Source organism: Pseudomonas sp. MWU16-30317 (assembly GCF_020515695.1).
In the GTDB taxonomy this organism is placed as follows: Bacteria; Pseudomonadota; Gammaproteobacteria; order Pseudomonadales; family Pseudomonadaceae; genus Aquipseudomonas.
Genome location: NZ_JAIWJA010000001.1, coordinates 125,102 through 143,522, shown reverse-complemented (window position 1 = coordinate 143,522; position 18,421 = coordinate 125,102). Strand labels below are relative to the sequence as shown.

The following is an 18,421-nucleotide window of genomic DNA, read 5'->3' as shown; positions in this document are numbered from 1 at the left end:
TCCAGAATTTATTCACTATGGACACACGCTATCTCGACAGCTTCCTGCACGTAGCGCAGCTCGGCTCCACCGCTGCCGCCGCGCGCAAGCTAAACCTCACCCCCACCGCGGTGGCCCAGCGCGTCAAGGCGCTGGAGCACGAAGTCGGGCAGACCTTGCTCAGCCGCGCCGGACGCACCATGCAGCTCACCGCCGCCGGCGCCGCGCTGCTCGGTCCGGCCGCCGACCTGCTGCAGCGCACCCGCGACCTGCGCGCCATCGCCGCGTTGGACAGCGTGGTCGGCGAGCTGCGCATTGGCTGCATCAGTTCGGCCATGGCCTATGTGGTGCCCGGCGTGCTGGCGAATCTGATCGACAACTACGAGCACCTGCACCCGCATGTCGAGCCTGCGGTCTCGACCGAGCTGTACCGCAAGGTGGTGGCGGGCGACATCGATATCGCCCTCTTGGTGCTGCCGCAATTCGACCTGCCCAAGGAGTTCATCTGGCGGCCGCTGCGCAATGAACCGTTCGTGGTGCTGGCCCCGCAGGCACTGGCGCAACAGGCCGCCCATGAGGTGCTGCGCAGCGAGCCGTTCATTCGTTATCACCGCAGTTCCTGGGGCGGGGTGATGGCCGACCGTTACCTGTTGCAGAACGGCATCCAGCCCCGCGAACGCTTCGAGATCGACACACTGGACGCCATTGCTGCCATGGTCCGCGGGCAACTGGGCGTGTCGCTGGTGCCGCAGTGGCGGCCGCTGCATGGCCAGCTTGATGGTCTGGCACAGATCGCCCTGCCCGGCACTGGCCTGCATCGCCCGATCGGGCTGGTGTGGAAACGCAATTCAGCCAAGGAGCGCTTGATCGAGGTGTTCTGCGAGGTGCTGTTCGCCGAGTCAACGACAAGATGAGTCCATTTTTTATGGACTCTCAAACCACTAAAAAACGTTTTTAATTCCTTGTTGCCCCTCACAGAATGAACCGACGTAGCGCCGCGACCACCCGTTGAAGCGCGGATAACAAGATCGGAGAATCTCCATGCCTTCTGCTGTTCAACCCGCATCCGGCCCTCTGGCCGGCATCACCGTTCTTGACCTCAGCGCCTACATCGCCGGCCCCTATGGCTGCTCGCTGCTGGCCGACCAAGGCGCCCGGGTGATCAAGGTCGAGCCGCCCAGTGGCGACAATCTGCGTAAATACCCGTCGACCCTGAGCAGCGAAAGCCGTGCCTTTTTGGGCGTCAACCGCAGCAAGGACGGCGTCGCGCTTGACCTCAAGACCGCCGGCGGTCTGCAGGCGCTGCTGACCCTGGTGCGCGAAGCCGACGTGCTGGTGCACAATTTTCGCCCCGGCGTGCCCCAGCGGCTAGGCATGGGTTATGCCGAGTTGCAGACCCTCAACCCACGGCTGATCTATTGCGCGGTCACCGGCTATGGCGAAAAAGGCCCGCTCAAAGCCAAGGCCGGCTACGACCAGGTACTGCAGACCATGACCGGCATGTGCGTGGCCCAGGCCAAGCCTGGCGGCGCGCCCGAAGTGCTGTACGGCTCGGTGGTGGATTACTATGCGGCAGCGATGGTCGCCAGCGGCGTAGCCTCGGCCTTGTACGAGCGCGAGCGCACCGGGCTGGGCCAGGAAGTCGGCGTATCGTTACTGCGCAGTGCCTTGGCGATGCAATCGGCGCGGCTGGTGTGGGCCGACGACGAACCCCGCGAGCTCGACCGCGACATGCGCTCGGGTGGCATCACCGGTATTCATCCGACCCGCGAAGGCCACCTGTACCTGTCGGCCAACACGCCGCACTTCTGGAAGGCGCTGTGCGAGAAAACCGGCCTGGCGCACCTTGCGTCCGACGAGCGCTTCGACACGGTGCGCAAGCGTGCTGAACAGCATCAGGTGATCGTCCCGCAGTTGCACGAGGCTCTGCAGCAACACAGCGCCCTGGAATGGGAGCAGGTCTTCGGTGAGGCGGTACCCTGTGCCGCCGCGCGCCGGGTCGACGACATGTTCGACGATCCACAGTGCCTGGCCGAAGAGCTGATCGGCGAGTTCGAGCATCCGGTGGTGGGCCGTTATCGAGGCTTCACCCGGGCCATCGACTTCGGTCGCACCCCTGGGCCAAAGCCGTTTGCCGCGCCGGTGTTCGGCGCCGACTCGGATCGGGTGATGGCCGAATACGGCTTCAGTGCCGAACAGATCGACGTGCTGCGGGCTAACGGCGCGCTGCTCTGATTCACCCCTCGTCCGATCCAATGCTGTCACCGCCAGGGCGACCTGGCTTGCCCTCACAAACACAATAAAAGGGATAACCCTATGCACAGCACCGCCCCCTTGGGCCTCTCTGGAGGCCATCGAACCTTGCGCACACGCTTTACCGAAAGCACCATCGCGCTGTTCGAGCGGACCATCCCCGACCCCTTCGTGCTTGCCATGTTCATCACCTTCGTGGTCGCCGCCGTGGCCTGGATGGTAGCGCCTAACTTCAGCCTCGATGCCCTGCTCAGCGGCTGGTACAAGGGCTTCTTCAACATCTTCACCTTTGCCCTGCAGATCACCCTGGTGCTGGTACTGGGCAACGCCATGGCCCATGCGCCGGTGGTGCAGCGCTTCTTCACTCGGGTGATTGCGTTTGCACGCACACCAGCACAGGCAGGGGCGATGATCTTCCTCTGTGTGGCCATCACCTCGTTCTTCAACTGGGGCTTCGGTCTGGTGCTCAGCGCCCTGCTCGCCCGGGAAATCGCCAAGCGCATGCGCGTCGACTTCGCCTGGCTGGTGGCGGCCGGGTTCTCCGGCTGGGTGGTCTGGGCAGGCGGCCTGTCGAGCTCCATCGTGCTGGCGCAAACCAGCCCCGGCAACCCGATGAACGTCGTGGAGAAGGTCAGCGGCCAGGTGCTGAGCATCAACGAGATGGTATTCACCGCGTTCAACATGGTGCCGACCCTGGCGCTGCTGGTGATCATGCCCTTCGTGCTCGCCGCCCTGCGCCCGCGTGACGAAGACGCTGTGGTGCTAGACACCAGCCGCTATCCCGACCCTGTCCCTAGCGTCAAACCCCAAGGGCCGCGCAGCTTCGCGCAGTTCCTCGAATACTCGCCACTGGGCAGCCTGCTCATGGGCGCGCTGGGCATCGGCGTGATCGCCGCGTCGTGGTTCGGCCATGTGCAGCTGTCGGGCGTCAATGGCGTGATCACCGTGATGTTCACCGCTGGCGTGCTGCTGCATGGCTACCCGCTGGCCTATGCCGACGCGGTCAAGGGCGCGGCGCGGCAAAGCGGCTCGATGCTCCTGCAATACCCGCTGTACGGCGGCATCATGGGCATGATGGAAGCCACCGGGCTGCCGGGGGTGATCGCCAAAGGCTTCGTGGCGATCTCCACCGCGCACACCCTGCCGTTCTGGAGCTACGTGTGCTCGTTGCTGGTGACTTTCTTGATCCCCAGCGGTGGCGGGCACTGGGCCGTGCAAGGGCCGTTCGCGATCCCGGCGGCCATGACCCTGCACGCCTCGTTGCCAGCCACTACCATGGCCGTGGCCATGGGCGAGCAGGTGTCGAACATGATGCAGCCGTTCTGGGCCGCGCCGGTGGTCGCCATGGCCGGGGTCGGCGTGCAGCGGGTGCTGGGCTTCACCTTCGTGACTTTTCTGGTGGCGGCGTTTGCCTATGGTGCAGCGTTACTGCTGTTGGTGTAAGGCTTTCAAACGGGAACACAGTGATGACCACGATCCACTGGCCAATGCCGGCAAACGCCTGCGACGCGCATCTGCATATCAACGATCCACGCTTTGCCCCGTCACCGACGGGCAGTGGCGGCCGCACCCTGGATGACTATCGCCGGGTGCAGCAGCATCTGGGTCTGCAACGAGCGGTCATCGTGCAGTCGAAACTCTACGGCACTGATAACCGCTGCCTGCTCGATGCCCTCCATCAGTTGACCGGCCAGGGCCGGGGTATCGCGGTGGTCGCGCCTTCGATCAGTGACGATGAGCTGCAGAGCCTGCACGAAGGCGGCGTGCGCGGCCTGCGCTTCAGCCTGTGGAAGGCGGCCGACCAGGTGGTGCACGTCGAGGATATCGCCGCGCTGGCAGCGCGCGTCGCCCAATGGGGCTGGCACATACAGATCCACATGGCCGCCGAGCAAATCCTCGACCAGCAGGCGTTACTGGCGAATCTTCCGGTGCCGATCGTGTTCGATCACCTCGGCCGCCTGCCGCCGGGCAGCGCCGCCAGCCATCCGGCATTCAGATTCATCGCCGGTTTGATCGAGGCTGATCGGGCCTGGGTCAAGCTCAGTGGCGCCTACCTGAATACCGCGATCGGCGGCCCGGATTATCCCGACGCCTCGCTGATCGCCAAGGCCTTTGCGCAGTGCGCGCCCCAGCGGCTCGTATGGGGCAGCGACTGGCCGCACGTGACCGAAGCCCATGCGCCGGATGATGCGCGCTTGCTGGAATTACTCGGGGAATGGACGGGCAGTGAAGCCGCGCGCGACGCCGTGCTGGTCGACAATCCAGCGCGGCTGTATGGCTTCGACTGATTGATCCGTGGCTGCGACTGACTTCGCTACAGACCAAAATGACCAAAGCGCCCGGCGAAGCCTTTGGCCAGCGGATACGCCAGATCGCCATGTTTGCTGGTCCGCAACCCCAACTCGACCAACATCTCGGCCAATTTGACCGCAGCGGCCACGCCATCGATCACCGGTAATCCGACGCGCTCACTTACCCGCGCCGGCAGATCGGCCATGCCGCCGCAGCCCAGCACAATCGCCCCCGCCCCTTCTTGATCCCGCGCCAGCAGGGCCTGTTCGGCAATGCGCTCGACCAGTAGGTCCTCGCCCAACGCTTCCAGTTCCAGCACCGCGATATCGACACAGCGCACCGACGTGCAGTGCTCGGTCATGCCGTAATTGCGCAGCAGGTGCTCGGCGATGATCCGCGTGCGGGTCAGGGTCGTCACCACGGCAAAGCGCGTGCAGATCAGGCTGGCGACATGGAACGCCGCTTCGGCGATGCCGATCACCGGGCCGCGCGCCAGCTCTCTGGCAGCCAACAGGCCGGGGTCGCCGAAGCAGGCGATCACGTGGGCATCGACGCCCGCCGCCACACCTTTGCGCACCTCCTCCAGCACGCCGACCGCAGCGATGGCTTCGTCGAAATGCCCCTCGATGGAGGCCGGGCCGTCTTGCGGGCAGCACGCGATGATTTCAGTTTCAGGCCGCGCCACGGCCATGGCGGCGCGGCCGATGCTGGTGGTCATGCTGCGGCTGGTGTTGGGATTGATGACCTGAATTTTCATGGGCAGCCCGAGCGGTGAGTCAACGTTTGAAAAGGCTTTTGAAATCCGGCTCGGCCGGGGTTTTCGGGTCGATGTGCAAGCTGGCGCGGATGCTGGTCAGGTGCTCGCCCATCCACTGCGCCGCCGCGCTGGCGTCGCCGCGCTCCAGCAGCTCGACCAGTTCCAGATGATCGCCACAGTCGCACCCGACGCTGCGCCGCGAACCGTAGACGGCGATGATCAGGGACGAACGGGTGGTCAGGCTGGCGACCTGCTCGCTGAACACCTGATTGTCGGCCAGCGCCACCAGCTGCACATGAAAACGCGCCGACAACTGGATCGCCCGGCTTTGCAGCCCTTGGCGTTGCGCCTGGTGTTCTTCATCCACCAGCGCGCGCAGTTGCTTGAGTTGCGTGGCGTCGGCGTTGGCGACCACGGCGGGCATCACCGCCGGCTCGATCAGCTGGCGTGCGGCGAACACATCCTGAGCCTCCTTGGCGCTGGGCTGCGCCACTTCTGCACCGCGATGCAGGCGCAGCGTCACCATGCGCTCCAGCGCCAGGCGTTGCAGCACCTTGCGAATGCCCGTGCGGCTGACGTTGAAGGCCTCGGCAAGGGCGTCTTCCGGCAGCCGCACACCGGGCAACAGGCGATGCTCGACGATGGCGTCGAGGATCTCCTGGTAGATGTGCTCGTCGCGGCTCTGGCTGCCACGGCTTGGAGCGGGATCAATGGGAAACAGATGGGCGTTCATAGGTTCACTGAGGCGTGCTGTTGCGCTGATCGTATACAACTTCAATCCTATTTGCCATCACCAGAATCCAGTGCACCAGCGCTGCGCGTGGGCGCACTTATACGGGGCGAAACCCCGATTTCATGGAATAGCCAAGTGATATCAACCGACGAAAAAACCGTTCTGCATCAACCCTCGCCCCGGCTCGCCTAGAAATGGCACGCATCCTGCGTAACGCATCGTATACAACAAAGCCTCCATCCGTATGCAATGCGCGGGGCGGCATCCATCCAGGAGAGTGCGTACGATGAATCCACAGCTTCCCAAGGGCTACAGCCCGCGCTTGTACAACGAAGACCTCGGCCCGGTGCAGCAGGACTGGAACTGGTACAACATCTTCGCCTTCTGGATGAGTGACGTGCACAGCGTCGGCGGTTACGTATTCGCCGCCAGCCTGTTCGCCCTCGGCCTCGCCAGCTGGCAGGTACTGATCGCCCTGATCGCCGGCATCTGCATCATCCAGGTGGTCGCCAATCTGCTGGCCAAACCCAGCCAACAGGCTGCGGTGCCGTATCCGGTGATCTGCCGCCTGGCGTTCGGCGTGTTCGGCGCCAATATCCCTGCGGTGATTCGCGGGCTGATCGCCGTGGCCTGGTACGGTGTGCAAACGTACCTGGCGTCCAGCGCGCTGATCATCGTGGTGCTGCGCTTCTTCCCTTCGATGCAGCAGTACGCCGAGGTGTCCTTTGCCGGGCTGTCGTACCTGGGCTGGATGGGCTTTCTGGTGCTCTGGGTGGTGCAGGCAGCGGTGTTCTGGACTGGGATGAACTCGATCCGCCGCTTTATCGACTGGGCTGGCCCGGTGGTCTACGCGGTCATGTTTCTGCTGGCGGGCTGGATCGTCTGGAAGGCCGGCTGGAGCCACATCAGCTTCACCCTCTCGGAAAAATCCCTGGGTGGCTGGGAAGCCTTCGGCCAAGTCATCATGGCTACCGCCCTGGTGGTCTCCTACTTCTCGGGCCCGACCCTCAACTTCGGCGACTTCAGCCGCTATGCCCGCAGCATGGCCGACGTCAAGCGCGGCAACTTCTGGGGCTTGCCGGTGAACTTCCTGGCATTCTCCCTGGTGACCGTAGTGATCGTCTCGGGCACCCTGCCGGTGTTCGGCGAAATGCTCCACGACCCTATCGCCACCGTCGCCCGGATCGATAACAGCGTCGCGGTGCTGCTCGGCGCCTTTGCTTTCGTCACCGCCACCATTGGCATCAACATCGTCGCCAACTTCGTCTCCCCGGCCTTCGACTTCGCCAACTGCGCGCCGAGCAAGATCAGCTGGCGCGCCGGCGGGATGATCGCGGCGGTGGCCTCGATCTTCATCACGCCCTGGAATCTGTTCAACAACCCCGAGGTGATCCACTACACCCTGGACGTGCTGGCGGCGTTTATCGGCCCGCTGTTCGGGATTCTGCTGGTGGACTATTACGTGGTGAAAAAACAGCAGATCGATGTGGATGCGCTGTTCGATGATTCGCCGACCGGGCGGTATTGGTACACCCAGGGCTTCAACCCGACGGCGATCAAGGCGCTGATCGCGGCGACGGTGATCGGGATTGTGTTTACGTTTATTCCGTGGTTCAAGCCGGTTGCCAATTTTGCCTGGTTTACCGGGTGCTTTTTGGGTGGTGGCTTCTATTGGGTGCTGGCGCGGCGGGAGGTCAAGCAACTGGTCGCCCCGGCCATGGCCTGATACGCCGCGAGCGGCCCATGAGGTCAGAGCCGTTGACCTCATGGGCGACGCCTTTGGCCCGAGCCACTCAGGAAAGATTCAAGTAACGCCACAACGCGCTGCTCACCGGGCTAGTGCGCTTGTCCCCAAACAGCGTGCAGCCGATGCTCAACCCTAACTGACGGTAACTTTCGAACTGCGCCTCGTCGAAGAACTGATCGATGGTGCTCTGATTCGGAAAAGCTTCATTGACCAGCGCGTAGTTGACGACATCGGCGCTCAGCGCGCTGATCAGCCGCGGCTTCAGCACCAGGATGCGGCATCGTGGTGTTGGCGCATCGCCCTGATCGGCCGTGTCGAACACATCGAATAACAGCGCGCACTTTTTGCTACCGTTGACGAACGGTTGTTGGAAGTACTCGATACTGCCGAAGACCTCGCCGAGCACCGGATCATTCAGCACTGCGGCGTTTTGGCGGATCTCCAGGCGCTGATCGATCCTGGCCAGACGCACGAGATTGGCCAGGTCGTCGAATCGATATGTCGGATCGCAACCGCAGTCACACACCACGATCAACTCGATATCCCGTTCGCGCCGCAAGAGCTCATAGGTGGCCGTGTTTTCGAAGTGACCGCCATCCGACAAATACTGGAAGTCCCGGCGATGCCCGTGAAAGTGCGCAGTGAACTCGTAAAACAGGTACGACTGCGTGGGAAACCGTCGTGCCCAGGACCGATCCCGGCGCTGGTAGGGGCCGTCGTCACCCGGATCGAGAAACCGACTGGGCCACCAGACACCCAGGCGCACGTTGGCCAGACCCAGCGCCAGTGAAAACCCCAGGCTGGTCGCACGCCCAAGCCCGGTACTGAAGGCCGCGCCGGAGGTTCCTATCCACTGCCCCAAGGTGAGCGGCAGCATGATTTCGGAACGCTGGCCGGGGGCCAGGTCGCGCCGGTAACTGACGCCATCCAGAATGAAACTCGTCGAGCGTTTGCCAGGTGCGGTCCAGTCAAAGGGGGCCAGGCAAAGCGGTTTGCCCTTGCGGTCACGTTGCACCAACTGCTCACCAGGGTCGACGGTCAAGTTCATGGTCACATTGATCAGGTGCAACGGGCCGGCCGTCGGCGTGCCATAAAAGGTCTCGAGGTCGATATCATCGTCGGTCAAGGGTTCGGCAACGCACAGCTGCTTGGCTCTGCTTGCCCCGCCGAAGCGCCGGCCATTGGAGGCTCCCAGATAAGCCCGAACCAGACGCGACGCATAGAAGGTGTTCAGCGAGGAAGTATTGAGAAAACCGACGAACCGGCTCGCTACGACCGTTAATACCAAGGCGAGCAACCCGAGGACGTACAGGCGTGGATTGGCATCGGCGGTCAACGCCTGATTGGCGCCGTCGTTCGCGACCCACAGCACCCACAGCGCCCAGGTCAGGCATACCAGCATGCCCACCAAGGTTGCGCCGACCAGCGCCAGGGTATCGAGCGGCAGTTTCGCCAACCAGCCCGGCAAGGCCTTCTCGTCCCTGAGCAGGGCCAAGCGACGGACCAGCCACATCAACACCGGTACGATACCCACACCCGCCGCGCCGAACGGACTGAACAGGTAGCCGTAAGCCTGCTGTGCCAAGCCCGCCATACTGGCCAGCATCAACGTGCCGACCAGCAGGATGATGGCCCGACTCAGATAGCGGGTGACCTGGACTCGGTAATTGCGCACCGTGTTGCCGCCTTGATGCGTGCGGAGCTTGCTGACCACCCACGACGTCACGGTCAGCCCGCCGCCGGTCACCATCGCGCCATAGAGGCTGAGCCATGCTGCCCTTGGCGAGTAGCCTATGCGCAGGCAGACCACACCGAGCAACAGCAGCGTGGCTGCCACCGCGATCGCAGACCGAAAGGCCGGGTTGGCGCGATTCGGCGGTGTGCCCAGGCCCTGGTCAGGAACGATCAACCAATACGCCAGGGCGCACGGCAGCACGATGATCCCAAGCGCTACGACCGGCAGGATGAACAGGTTGATGGCGAAACCGATCTGCGCGAGAAACAACAGCGTCAAGCCCAGGACGACCGGCATACCGATCACCAGCTGCAGTGACAGCCAGTTGCGCCATGCCATCGCCAACGCATAAAACATGTCGCCACCGCCCGTGGGCGTCAGGTAGCGCCCATTTTCACGAAGCCAGGCACCGGGCCCTTTGCCGACATCTGTGCTGGCATAATCGACCCCCGTGCTCATCTTGCCGGGCGGTTCATACTCGAACACCTTGTAGGCATCGCGCGCCGCATCGGCAGGCGATTGCGAAGGCTGCCCGGTGGCTGTGCCGCGCAGCCGGTTGGGCAGGAACAGGCTTGAAAAAAAACTGCCGATATAACCACCGCCGCTGACGGTCGAGAGGTAATCGAAACGGGCGAGCACCGGTGGGTCGTCCGGTTGGTCGGTACGCCGGGCGCGGGCCAGCGCTTGCAATACCCCCAGGCAGAAGGTGGCGCTGCGAATGCCCCCACCGGATAACGCCAACCCCCAGGGCCGAGCAACCCCGGAGTCCGGGCTGTAAGCCGGCAGGGACAAATGCTCGCGTCGCGTCTTGACCCGCAGGCACTCCGCGTCATATTGCGCTTTTTGGTCTGCCTCTTTTTGCGCTGCCTTTTGCTGCTCCATCGCTGCCCTCTCCCTGTCAGCTCGCGCGGTCGCCGAGTGCGTTGAGAGTAATGCACCGACGAGGCGCCGCGCCAGAAACGACGTATCGATGAATCAAATCAGGTGCCACCGGTGGCTATAACCCAATTCCAATTTAATCTAGGCGTGCAAAAACCCATAGCTTTATGATCTAAGCAACACCTAGACGATCACTCCCGGGTGACCACCATTCGGATAAACGCCTGGCCGCGACGCCGCCTTTACCCACAGGCAGCCTTCCATGAAGCAATACCGCCATGAATACTGACCACCGCCCTGCCCATCCCTCGCGCCTGTATCCCGGTGAATGGCCGACCTGGATCGTCGTCATCGCCGTCTACAGCGGCTGGACTGGCATCCTCCTGGCCTACCGCGCGCAGCTGTTGAACCTGCCGATCACCACCGTGCTGCTGGCCGTCTGGGTGGCGTGGTTCATGTCCCTGCAGCACGAGTTGATTCACGGCCACCCCACTCGCCGCCCTTGGTTGAACGCGCTGTTCGGCTACGCGCCGCTGTCGGTGTGGTATCCGTACGCGCTGTACCGCGACTCACACCTGCTGCACCACACCGACAGCAGCCTGACCCTGCCGGATATCGATCCGGAGAGTACCTATATTTCCCAAGCTCATTGGGCCCAGGCCGGGCCGTTCAAGCGCCGCCTGCTGCGCATTCGCAAAACCTTCCTCGGCCGCCTGCTGCTTGGGCCGCCCTGGGGCGTGCTGGCGTTAGTGACCTGCGAATACACCACCATCGCCCGTGGCGACTGGCGCCGCGCGCCCATGTGGTTGGGCCACGGATTGCTCTGCGTGGCCATGCTTTATGCCATCCAACGCTTCGCCGGTATCCCGGCCTGGTACTACCTGCTGGCGGTGACCTGGCCCGCGCTGGCGCTGGCTTCGGTGCGCTCGTTCTACGAGCACCGAGCCCAACCCATGGTGCCCGAGCGCACGGTGATCAACGAGGGCGGCTGGTTCACCCGCCTGCTGTTCCTCAACAATAACTTGCATGCCGTGCACCACGCCCGCCCGGACGTGCCCTGGTATTCACTGCCGGCGTTTTATCGCGCGCAGCGCGCCACCTTCCTCAGCGCCAACGGCAACTTCCATGTGCCGGGCGGCTATCTGCAGTTGCTGCGCCAGTACGCGGTGCGTCCGGTGGATGACCCCGCGCACCCGGCGATGGAACAGCGCCCCGTAGAAGCAGCCGCCTGATGAGCAACTGGAAAGTTTCGCTGCCCATGTACAGGATCACGACGCCTTTGCACGAGGCAAACAGCGCCTTTCTCGAAGCTTTTTCAACGACACTCCAGGGACTGGGCTGGAACGAACCCATCACCCTCATCGAGCCCGATTTCAACCACATCGATGAGCATTGGCTGGATCCGCATCTGCTGTTGTCGCAAACCTGCGGCTATCCGCTGATGACACGCTTGCAGGGCAAGGTCAGCTTGCTGGCGCTGCCTTGCTACCGGGCCGAAGGCTTCAACGATGGCGAGTACAGCAGCCGGCTGATCGTCGCCGAACACAGCCCCTTCAAGACACTGGCCGACCTGCGTGGGAGCGTCGCGGTGATCAACGGCGAGGACTCCCACAGCGGCATGAACGCCTTGCGCCATGCCGTGGCGCCTTTGGCAGAAAACGGCGATTTCTTTCGGGAAATAGTGGTCTCAGGTGGGCACGTGAACAGCGTCGAGTTCGTGCGCGACGGCCGGGCCGATATCGCCGCGATAGACCCAGTGACCTGGGCGCATCTGGCTGACGAACATCCCGAGCGGCTCACACAGATCCGCACCCTCGGCTGGACGGCGTCGGCACCGGGATTGCCACTGATCGGCTCCCTCTCCTTGAGCACCGAACAGATCGTGCTGATCCGGGCGGCGCTGGCCACGACCCTGCAAAGCTCACCGCAGTTCTCCCACGTACTTCGCATCAAGGACTTCGCCGACGCGCAATGGCCGAGCTACCAGCGGATCATTGAGATGCAACGCCACGTCACTGGCCTGAGAGGCTGAAACGGTGCGAGGCAGGCGCCCGCAGCATCGCATAGCGTGCCCGCAACGCTATCGACTGGGCTGAGGCTTGGCGGGTACGCCTTGCTCCCACAGGTTGACGACTCAAGATCGGTCAACGCTGCGGGAGCCCAGCTTGCTCGCGAAGAGGCAGGTCCCGATGGCGCAAAACACTTGCAAATACTCCGCCCCATTCGAGGGCGCGACACCCTTTTTCGACAAGAACACCTGCTGTTCCTGCACCCTTCTGGCGCCAAAAAAAACAAATAACCACAAACCCAGCAAATCCAACAAAACCCACTTGACTCTTTTTTCTCCGCTGACTTTAATGCCTCGACGCCCAAGGATTCACTCGAGCATTCACCTAGCACTTGCGGAATAGCCAATGAATACGGATCAACACCCCTTATCCATGCCCAGCGTCATCGAAGCAGCCGCGCGCATTCGTGAGGGTCGGCTGACGCCCGTGCAGTTGGTCGAATCCAGTCTTCTGGCGATAGAAACCCACAATCCCACACTTAATGCCTTTGGCGACGTGTACGCCGACGCGGCCCTGGAGCAGGCCCGGGTCATGACCGCCGAAGCCCTTGCCGGCCATTCTCGCGGCCCGCTGCATGGCGTGCCCTTCGGCATCAAGGATCTGTTTTCCACCGCCGGATTGCGCACCACCAAGGGTTCGCTGACCGGCTTCGACAATGTGCCCGTGCAGGATGCGCCGATCATCCGGCGCCTCAAGGACGCCGGCGCGATCATCCTTGGCAAAACCGCCACTACCGAATTTGGCTGGACCGGCGCAAGCACCTCGCGGGTGTTCGGCAATGGTCGCAACCCGTGGGATCCACAACTCACCAGCGGCGGTTCAAGTTCCGGTTCGGCCATTGCCGTGACGGCGCGCATGGTGCCGGCGACACTGGGTTCGGATGGCGGCGGTTCGGTACGGATTCCTGGCGCCTTCTGCGGCGCCTTTGCACTAAAAGGCTCGTTGGGGCGGATTCCGACCTGGCCTTGGTCGGCCACCGAGATGCTCAGCCACGCGGGCCCCATCACCCGCACGGTGCGCGACAGCGCCTTGCTGTTCGATATTCTGTCCGGCCCCGACCCACTGGATCACCAGGCCCTGCCAGCCCCCACCGAATCCTATCTGGCGCGCTGCGAACAACCGTTACGGCCACTGCGCATCGCCTACTGCCCGACCTTGTTCGAGACGCCGGTCGACCCAGTGATCGCCTCGGCAGTCGAAGCCGCCGTGCGACAGATAGCGCAGGCGTTGCCCGTGACCATCACCACGCGCACCCTGGACTGGCAAGACCCGCTGGCCACCTTCGAAACCCTCTGGGTGGGCGGGCGTGGCATCGCCTATGGCAAAGCGCTGGTCAACCAGATGGATCAACTCGACCCAGGCTTCGCCGAGTTGATCAGACGCTCGGCCGATTACGACCTGGCCGGCTACCTCAACGCCGTGCAACAGCGCGCCGCCTTCGCCAATCAAGTCCACGCGCTGTTCAACACGTTCGACCTGCTGTTGCTGCCGACCCTGCCGATCCTGCCGTTCGCCGCCGATGACGTGGCCCCGGCGGGCCATGCCGGCCAGGACGGCGCGGTGCCATGGGCATGCTGGACGCCCTTTACCTACCCTTTCAACATCACCGGCAACCCGGCAGCCAGCGTGCCCTGCGGCTTCAGCCCGAGCGGCTTGCCCATCGGCCTGCAAGTGGTCGGCCGCCGTTTTGCCGATGCCGATGTGCTGCAATTTTGCGCCGCCTTTGAAGCCATTGCCCCCTGGGATCAGCATTTGCCTCCGGTGCTGACCCGGTAAGTTTCAAGACTCGGAGCGGACTCGAACGAAGCCCGCCCGATGGTTTACCCCTTTGCTCATGACTGCCCTTTCACCACGATTCGAGTGAGAGGTACCTGTGTCCCGGTCAAACATGGCGTCACCTTCCAGCACGCTCCCACGCTCGGCATCGGCCGAGCTGGCAGCTATGTGGGCGACGCTCCAGCGTTTACCGCGCCAAGCACGCACCCCGAGCCACAGCCGGCGCCGGTACACTGGCGGCTTCACTTTGCAGCGGAACCTTTGCCCCATGCTCAATCAGCCTCGCCTGGACGAAATCATGCGCCTGCTGGCGCAGCACCAACGCGTCAAAGCGTCGGACCTCGCTCAATCGATGTTCGTCTCCGAAGAGACCATCCGCCGGGACTTCAAGTATCTCGAGGAAGCCGGCAAGTTGCGGCGTATTCATGGCGGCGCCATCTTGCCGCGGCCCAATGAAGAACAGCCTCTGCAAGTACGCACCCGCATCAAGACCCAGGCCAAGGCCAAGCTGGCCACGCGCGCCGTACAACTGGTCAGCGAAGGCATGGCGATATTCCTCGACACCGGCACCTCGACCCTGGCCCTGGCGCAACAACTGACCCGCTTCAGCCAGTTGAAAATCATCACCAACTCGCTGGATATCGCCCAACTGATCACGCAGCACAGCGATAACGCGGTGCTGGTGGCCCCCGGGGATGTGCGTCGCAACGACAACGCCCTGATCGGCGCCCACACCCTGGAATTCGCCCGTCAGTTTCACTACGACATCGCCTTCATGGGAATTGGCGCGGTGGACCTGACACTCGGCTTCATGGATTACGAAGAGCCCGAAGCACTGCTGCGTCGCACCCTGGCCAAGCACTGCCTGCGCAGTGTGGTGCTGGCTGACGACGCCAAGTTCGGGCATCGGACCTTCATCAATACGCTGCCGTTTGCAGCGATTACGACCGTGGTCACCAATCGCCCGTTGTCGGACGATTTTGCGGCCCGCCTGGAGCAAGATAATGTCGAAATCCTTTACCCCTGAACCGCTGTTGCCGAGCGCAGCCGACCTCGCAGCATTCGAGGCGCTGTTTCGGCAGAGTTCAGCCATCGGCGCTACACCCGCCGGCGGCTTGCATCGACTCTCGGCCTCGGCCGAGGACGGTCAGGTACGTGACCTGTTCTGTGCCTGGTTGACCGCGCACGGTTTTGAAGTGCGCGTCGATGCAGTGGGTAATATTTTTGGCTTGATCATTTTCGACCCGGCGGCGCCTTTTATCCTCTGCGGCTCGCACCTGGACAGCCAGCCCAGTGCCGGACGTTTCGATGGCATCTACGGGGTGCTGGCCGGTGCAGTGGCCATCGCCAGCCTGGCGCGGCAGATGCGCGAACGCGGCGAGGCACCGGCCTGCAACCTGGCGGTGGTCAACTGGACCAATGAAGAAGGCGCTCGCTTCCAGCCCAGCCTGATCGGCAGCAGTGTGTTCACCGGCGCCATGGGCCTGGAACAAGCCTGGGCCTGCCGCGATGGTGACGGCGTGACACTGCAGGACGCCCTGCGCGCCATCGGCTATCTGGGCGACAACCTGGTCGACCTGCCCGTGGCCGGTTACGTCGAGATCCATGTCGAGCAAGGCCCCGAGCTTGAAAGCCAGGGCCTGGCTATCGGTGTGGTGCGCGAAACCTGGGCGGCATTGAAGAACCGCGTGCGCTTCGACGGCGAACAGAACCACACGGGCCCGACCCCGATGGCGGCCCGTCGCGATGCCCTGCTGGCCGCCGCCCACGCCATCACTGCCGTACGCGCCGAAGCCGAGCTGCATGGCCGGGCGATGCACAGCTCGGTCGGGCGCCTGGAAATCTATCCGAATTCGCCCAATGTGGTGCCCTCGAAGGTGTCGGCGCTGATCGAGTACCGCTCGCGGGACGTCGCCCTGCTGGCCGCTGCGGGTGAACGCCTGCAGGCTTTGCTGGAAGCCATCGCGCTCAAGACCAACACCGCCTTCGAAATCGAAAGCAGCGTGCTGCGTGAACCGGCACAACTGCACCCTGGCTTCGCCGAACTGGCCTATCGCGTCGGTCAGGAACTCGGCCTGCCGATCGGCAACAGCATCACCGTTTCCGGCCACGATGCCATCAGCCTGAACTGCAAATACCCCGCTTGCCTGGTGTTCATCCCCAGCAGCAACGGCGTGTCCCATAACGAAGCGGAGTACACCCGTGACGAGGATATGCGCAACGGCCTGCGTATGCTGACGGCGCTGCTGTACCGTGCCTGCTCTGCAACCGGATCATTCAGCTGAGGAGCGATCATGACCCATCAATCGTGCGAGTCGCGGCTGCTCGATGCACTGAGCGCAGCTGACTTTCCTGCCGATATCCAGATCGTCCCCGGTACGCCTGGGGTGGCTTCACCGATACGTCTGGCCACCGAATGGGCGGGTTTTCGGGTCAGCAGCGCCAAGGGCAACCACTACGCCAAGGTGCTGCACGCCGACATGGCCGAGCTGATCGATATCGAGCGCAGCGCCCAGGCCAGCCGATGCGCCGCCGAAAGTGGTGCAACGCCGGCGTTGATCCTCGTCGACGCGGCCAACGGCGTGTTGCTGTTCGACGCCTTGCCCGCGCCAGAGTGGCGCTGGGCACGCCTTGATGAACTGACCTCGGCGCCGCGGCTACAGGCGCTGTGGGCCCTGAAGAAACGCGTGCATGGCGGCCCGGTGCCGGACTTTGAGCGTTCGCCGATAGCCGAGTTGCAAAAACTGCGACAGTTTTGTGTGCGTGACGGCGTATCGCTGCCGCCGGACCTGACCTGGATCGACACATGCATCGACCTCGCGTGGCAGGCGCTGCAACGCCTGCCTGGGGCGCGCGTGCCGCTGCATGGCGACGGCGTGGCCTGTAACGTGATGATCGGCCCCGGTGGCGCGTTGCAGCTCGTCGACTTCGATCAGGGGGGTTGTTTCGATCCCTGGTACGACGTGGCGATCACCCTCAACGAGCTGTATCCGTTCGAAAGCCAATGGCGTACCGGGATCACCGCCTGGGCCGGCCAGTGCCTCGAGGTGGATTACGCCCGCTGCCGCCTGTATGCCTTGATCGATGATTGGTACTGGACGTTATGGGGCCTGTGGGCCGGCACGACGTCGAGCCGCGGCCTGGAGTTTTCCAAGGTCGGACAGTGGACCTTGTTGCGCTGCCGCCAAGCCATTCAGGACCCGCGCTTCGAAAGCTGGCTGCGCCACGTTCAGGGGGATCAAGCATGAAAACACTGGGTCAAGCGGCCAACGCCGCAGAGCGCCAACTGGAGGTCGCGGTGCGCAGCGTCGGCGCCTGGAGTGGTCGGCAGATCGCTTACCAGCCAGTTAGCGGCGGCATTTCCAATACCAACTGGCGCGTCGAGGTCCAAGGCGCCGACACCGCGTACTTTTTCAAGGTGCCGGGGGTCGGCACCGAGATGTTCATCGACCGCCGCACCGCCCACGACGCCAGCGTCAAGGCCGCCCAGACCGGCTACGGCGCTCCGGTGTTCGCCTTTCTGGAAGAATGCGGCGTCGAAGTCTTCGAGTTCATGGAAGGCTGGCGCGCGTCCTCCAACCACGACTTTTTGCAACGCGATGTGCGCCACAACGCGCTGCATGCGCTCAAGGCGTTCAACCAGCAACCCCTGCTGATCCAGACCAAGACCGCCTTCGATATGATCACCGAACACCAGGGCCAGGTCGCCGAACTCCACGGCTGCACGCCGCCGGACCACGCCTGGCTGTGCCGCCAGTTCGAGCGCGCCTGGCAGGCGCTGCAAGCCTCGGGCATCGACCTGGTGCCGTGCATGAACGACACCCTGGCCGGCAACTTCATGCTCAACGACGCCCGACAGATCCGCCTGGTGGACTTCGAATACGCCTCCAACAACGACCGGCACTACGAACTGGCGCTGTGGTTCGGCGAAATGTTCTTCACCGACGACATGGAGCTGGCGCTGATCGAAGACTACTTCGGCGAGGTCACGGCCCAGACGTTGGCGCGGATCAAATTGAACAAGGCGCTGGCGGACCTCAAATGGTCGACCTGGGCCATGGTTCAGCATGCGGTGTCGCAGCTCGACTTCGACTTCTACAAGTACGGCGTCTGGAAGCACATGCGTGCACGCAGCGTATTCAACGACTCGCAATGGGAAACCTGGCTCAGACAGGCTTGAGCGAGCGTCCAGGGCACTGAT

15 protein-coding genes are annotated in these 18,421 nt (G+C 63.4%); 12 read left to right on the top strand and 3 right to left on the bottom strand.

Translation table 11 applies throughout. The features are described from left to right. Window positions 1-17: 17 nt before the first annotated feature. The 4 genes from LIX93_RS00695 to LIX93_RS00680 all read left to right on the top strand — a co-directional run bounded on the left by LIX93_RS00695 (window position 18) and on the right by LIX93_RS00680 (window position 4,520). Window positions 18-893: a LysR family transcriptional regulator gene (locus tag LIX93_RS00695; protein ID WP_226502095.1), complete on the top strand. Its 876-nt coding sequence runs from the start codon at window positions 18-20 to the stop codon at window positions 891-893. Between the two features lie 127 nt (window positions 894-1,020). Then, the gene (locus tag LIX93_RS00690) at window positions 1,021-2,214 is read left to right on the top strand and encodes a CoA transferase (RefSeq protein ID WP_226502094.1); all 1,194 of its coding nucleotides are present in this window, start codon (window positions 1,021-1,023) and stop codon (window positions 2,212-2,214) included. 81 nt (window positions 2,215-2,295) lie between these two features. Continuing rightward, window positions 2,296-3,675, top strand: coding sequence for a TIGR00366 family protein (locus LIX93_RS00685; RefSeq protein WP_226502093.1), 1,380 nt, complete (start codon window positions 2,296-2,298; stop codon window positions 3,673-3,675). A gap of 23 nt (window positions 3,676-3,698) precedes the next feature. Next, window positions 3,699-4,520 (top strand): amidohydrolase family protein, encoded by an 822-nt coding sequence (locus LIX93_RS00680; protein ID WP_226502092.1) that lies wholly within the window; start codon window positions 3,699-3,701, stop codon window positions 4,518-4,520. Window positions 4,521-4,546: 26 nt separating this feature from the next. Here LIX93_RS00680 and LIX93_RS00675 read toward each other — a convergent pair whose 3' ends face one another. Then, a complete protein-coding gene (locus LIX93_RS00675) occupies window positions 4,547-5,281 on the bottom strand; it encodes an aspartate/glutamate racemase family protein (protein ID WP_226502091.1) in 735 nt (244 codons plus the stop codon). A gap of 19 nt (window positions 5,282-5,300) precedes the next feature. Continuing rightward, the gene (locus LIX93_RS00670) at window positions 5,301-6,014 is read right to left on the bottom strand and encodes a GntR family transcriptional regulator (RefSeq protein ID WP_226502090.1); all 714 of its coding nucleotides are present in this window, start codon (window positions 6,012-6,014) and stop codon (window positions 5,301-5,303) included. 286 nt (window positions 6,015-6,300) lie between these two features. On the opposite strand from LIX93_RS00670, the gene LIX93_RS00665 reads away from it, so the two are divergent. Continuing rightward, window positions 6,301-7,740 (top strand): NCS1 family nucleobase:cation symporter-1, encoded by a 1,440-nt coding sequence (locus LIX93_RS00665; RefSeq protein WP_226502089.1) that lies wholly within the window; start codon window positions 6,301-6,303, stop codon window positions 7,738-7,740. A 67-nt stretch (window positions 7,741-7,807) separates the two neighbouring features. Here LIX93_RS00665 and LIX93_RS00660 read toward each other — a convergent pair whose 3' ends face one another. Next, window positions 7,808-10,378, bottom strand: coding sequence for a hypothetical protein (locus tag LIX93_RS00660; protein WP_226502088.1), 2,571 nt, complete (start codon window positions 10,376-10,378; stop codon window positions 7,808-7,810). Window positions 10,379-10,653: 275 nt separating this feature from the next. On the opposite strand from LIX93_RS00660, the gene LIX93_RS00655 reads away from it, so the two are divergent. The 7 genes from LIX93_RS00655 to LIX93_RS00625 all read left to right on the top strand — a co-directional run bounded on the left by LIX93_RS00655 (window position 10,654) and on the right by LIX93_RS00625 (window position 18,400). Continuing rightward, window positions 10,654-11,607, top strand: coding sequence for a fatty acid desaturase (locus LIX93_RS00655; protein ID WP_226502087.1), 954 nt, complete (start codon window positions 10,654-10,656; stop codon window positions 11,605-11,607). Further along, complete coding sequence (locus LIX93_RS00650) at window positions 11,607-12,407, top strand: PhnD/SsuA/transferrin family substrate-binding protein (RefSeq protein WP_226502086.1); 801 nt, start codon at window positions 11,607-11,609, stop codon at window positions 12,405-12,407. Before LIX93_RS00655 ends, LIX93_RS00650 begins: the two co-directional genes overlap by 1 nt. 409 nt (window positions 12,408-12,816) lie before the next feature. Then, on the top strand, window positions 12,817-14,220 hold the full coding sequence (locus tag LIX93_RS00645) for an amidase family protein (protein WP_346015215.1): 1,404 nt from the start codon (window positions 12,817-12,819) through the stop codon (window positions 14,218-14,220). 268 nt (window positions 14,221-14,488) lie between these two features. Continuing rightward, on the top strand, window positions 14,489-15,247 hold the full coding sequence (locus LIX93_RS00640) for a DeoR/GlpR family DNA-binding transcription regulator (RefSeq protein WP_226502084.1): 759 nt from the start codon (window positions 14,489-14,491) through the stop codon (window positions 15,245-15,247). Then, the gene (locus LIX93_RS00635; protein WP_226502083.1) at window positions 15,225-16,505 is read left to right on the top strand and encodes a Zn-dependent hydrolase; all 1,281 of its coding nucleotides are present in this window, start codon (window positions 15,225-15,227) and stop codon (window positions 16,503-16,505) included. The genes LIX93_RS00640 and LIX93_RS00635 overlap by 23 nt, the downstream gene beginning before the upstream one ends. Before the next feature lie 9 nt (window positions 16,506-16,514). Then, a complete protein-coding gene (locus tag LIX93_RS00630) occupies window positions 16,515-17,468 on the top strand; it encodes an aminoglycoside phosphotransferase family protein (protein ID WP_226502082.1) in 954 nt (317 codons plus the stop codon). Then, window positions 17,465-18,400 carry a choline kinase family protein gene (locus LIX93_RS00625; RefSeq protein WP_226502081.1) on the top strand — a complete coding sequence of 312 codons (936 nt, stop codon included), beginning with the start codon at window positions 17,465-17,467 and terminating at the stop codon, window positions 18,398-18,400. The genes LIX93_RS00630 and LIX93_RS00625 overlap by 4 nt, the downstream gene beginning before the upstream one ends. Window positions 18,401-18,421 lie beyond the last annotated feature (21 nt).

Coding starts and splice junctions, on each gene's coding strand:
- LIX93_RS00695 (WP_226502095.1), top strand. CDS start 18: ATGGACACACGCTATCTCGACAGCTTCCTGCACGTAGCGCAGCTCGGC.
- LIX93_RS00690 (WP_226502094.1), top strand. CDS start 1,021: ATGCCTTCTGCTGTTCAACCCGCATCCGGCCCTCTGGCCGGCATCACC.
- LIX93_RS00685 (WP_226502093.1), top strand. CDS start 2,296: ATGCACAGCACCGCCCCCTTGGGCCTCTCTGGAGGCCATCGAACCTTG.
- LIX93_RS00680 (WP_226502092.1), top strand. CDS start 3,699: ATGACCACGATCCACTGGCCAATGCCGGCAAACGCCTGCGACGCGCAT.
- LIX93_RS00675 (WP_226502091.1), bottom strand. CDS start 5,281: ATGAAAATTCAGGTCATCAATCCCAACACCAGCCGCAGCATGACCACC.
- LIX93_RS00670 (WP_226502090.1), bottom strand. CDS start 6,014: ATGAACGCCCATCTGTTTCCCATTGATCCCGCTCCAAGCCGTGGCAGC.
- LIX93_RS00665 (WP_226502089.1), top strand. CDS start 6,301: ATGAATCCACAGCTTCCCAAGGGCTACAGCCCGCGCTTGTACAACGAA.
- LIX93_RS00660 (WP_226502088.1), bottom strand. CDS start 10,378: ATGGAGCAGCAAAAGGCAGCGCAAAAAGAGGCAGACCAAAAAGCGCAA.
- LIX93_RS00655 (WP_226502087.1), top strand. CDS start 10,654: ATGAATACTGACCACCGCCCTGCCCATCCCTCGCGCCTGTATCCCGGT.
- LIX93_RS00650 (WP_226502086.1), top strand. CDS start 11,607: ATGAGCAACTGGAAAGTTTCGCTGCCCATGTACAGGATCACGACGCCT.
- LIX93_RS00645 (WP_346015215.1), top strand. CDS start 12,817: ATGCCCAGCGTCATCGAAGCAGCCGCGCGCATTCGTGAGGGTCGGCTG.
- LIX93_RS00640 (WP_226502084.1), top strand. CDS start 14,489: ATGCTCAATCAGCCTCGCCTGGACGAAATCATGCGCCTGCTGGCGCAG.
- LIX93_RS00635 (WP_226502083.1), top strand. CDS start 15,225: ATGTCGAAATCCTTTACCCCTGAACCGCTGTTGCCGAGCGCAGCCGAC.
- LIX93_RS00630 (WP_226502082.1), top strand. CDS start 16,515: ATGACCCATCAATCGTGCGAGTCGCGGCTGCTCGATGCACTGAGCGCA.
- LIX93_RS00625 (WP_226502081.1), top strand. CDS start 17,465: ATGAAAACACTGGGTCAAGCGGCCAACGCCGCAGAGCGCCAACTGGAG.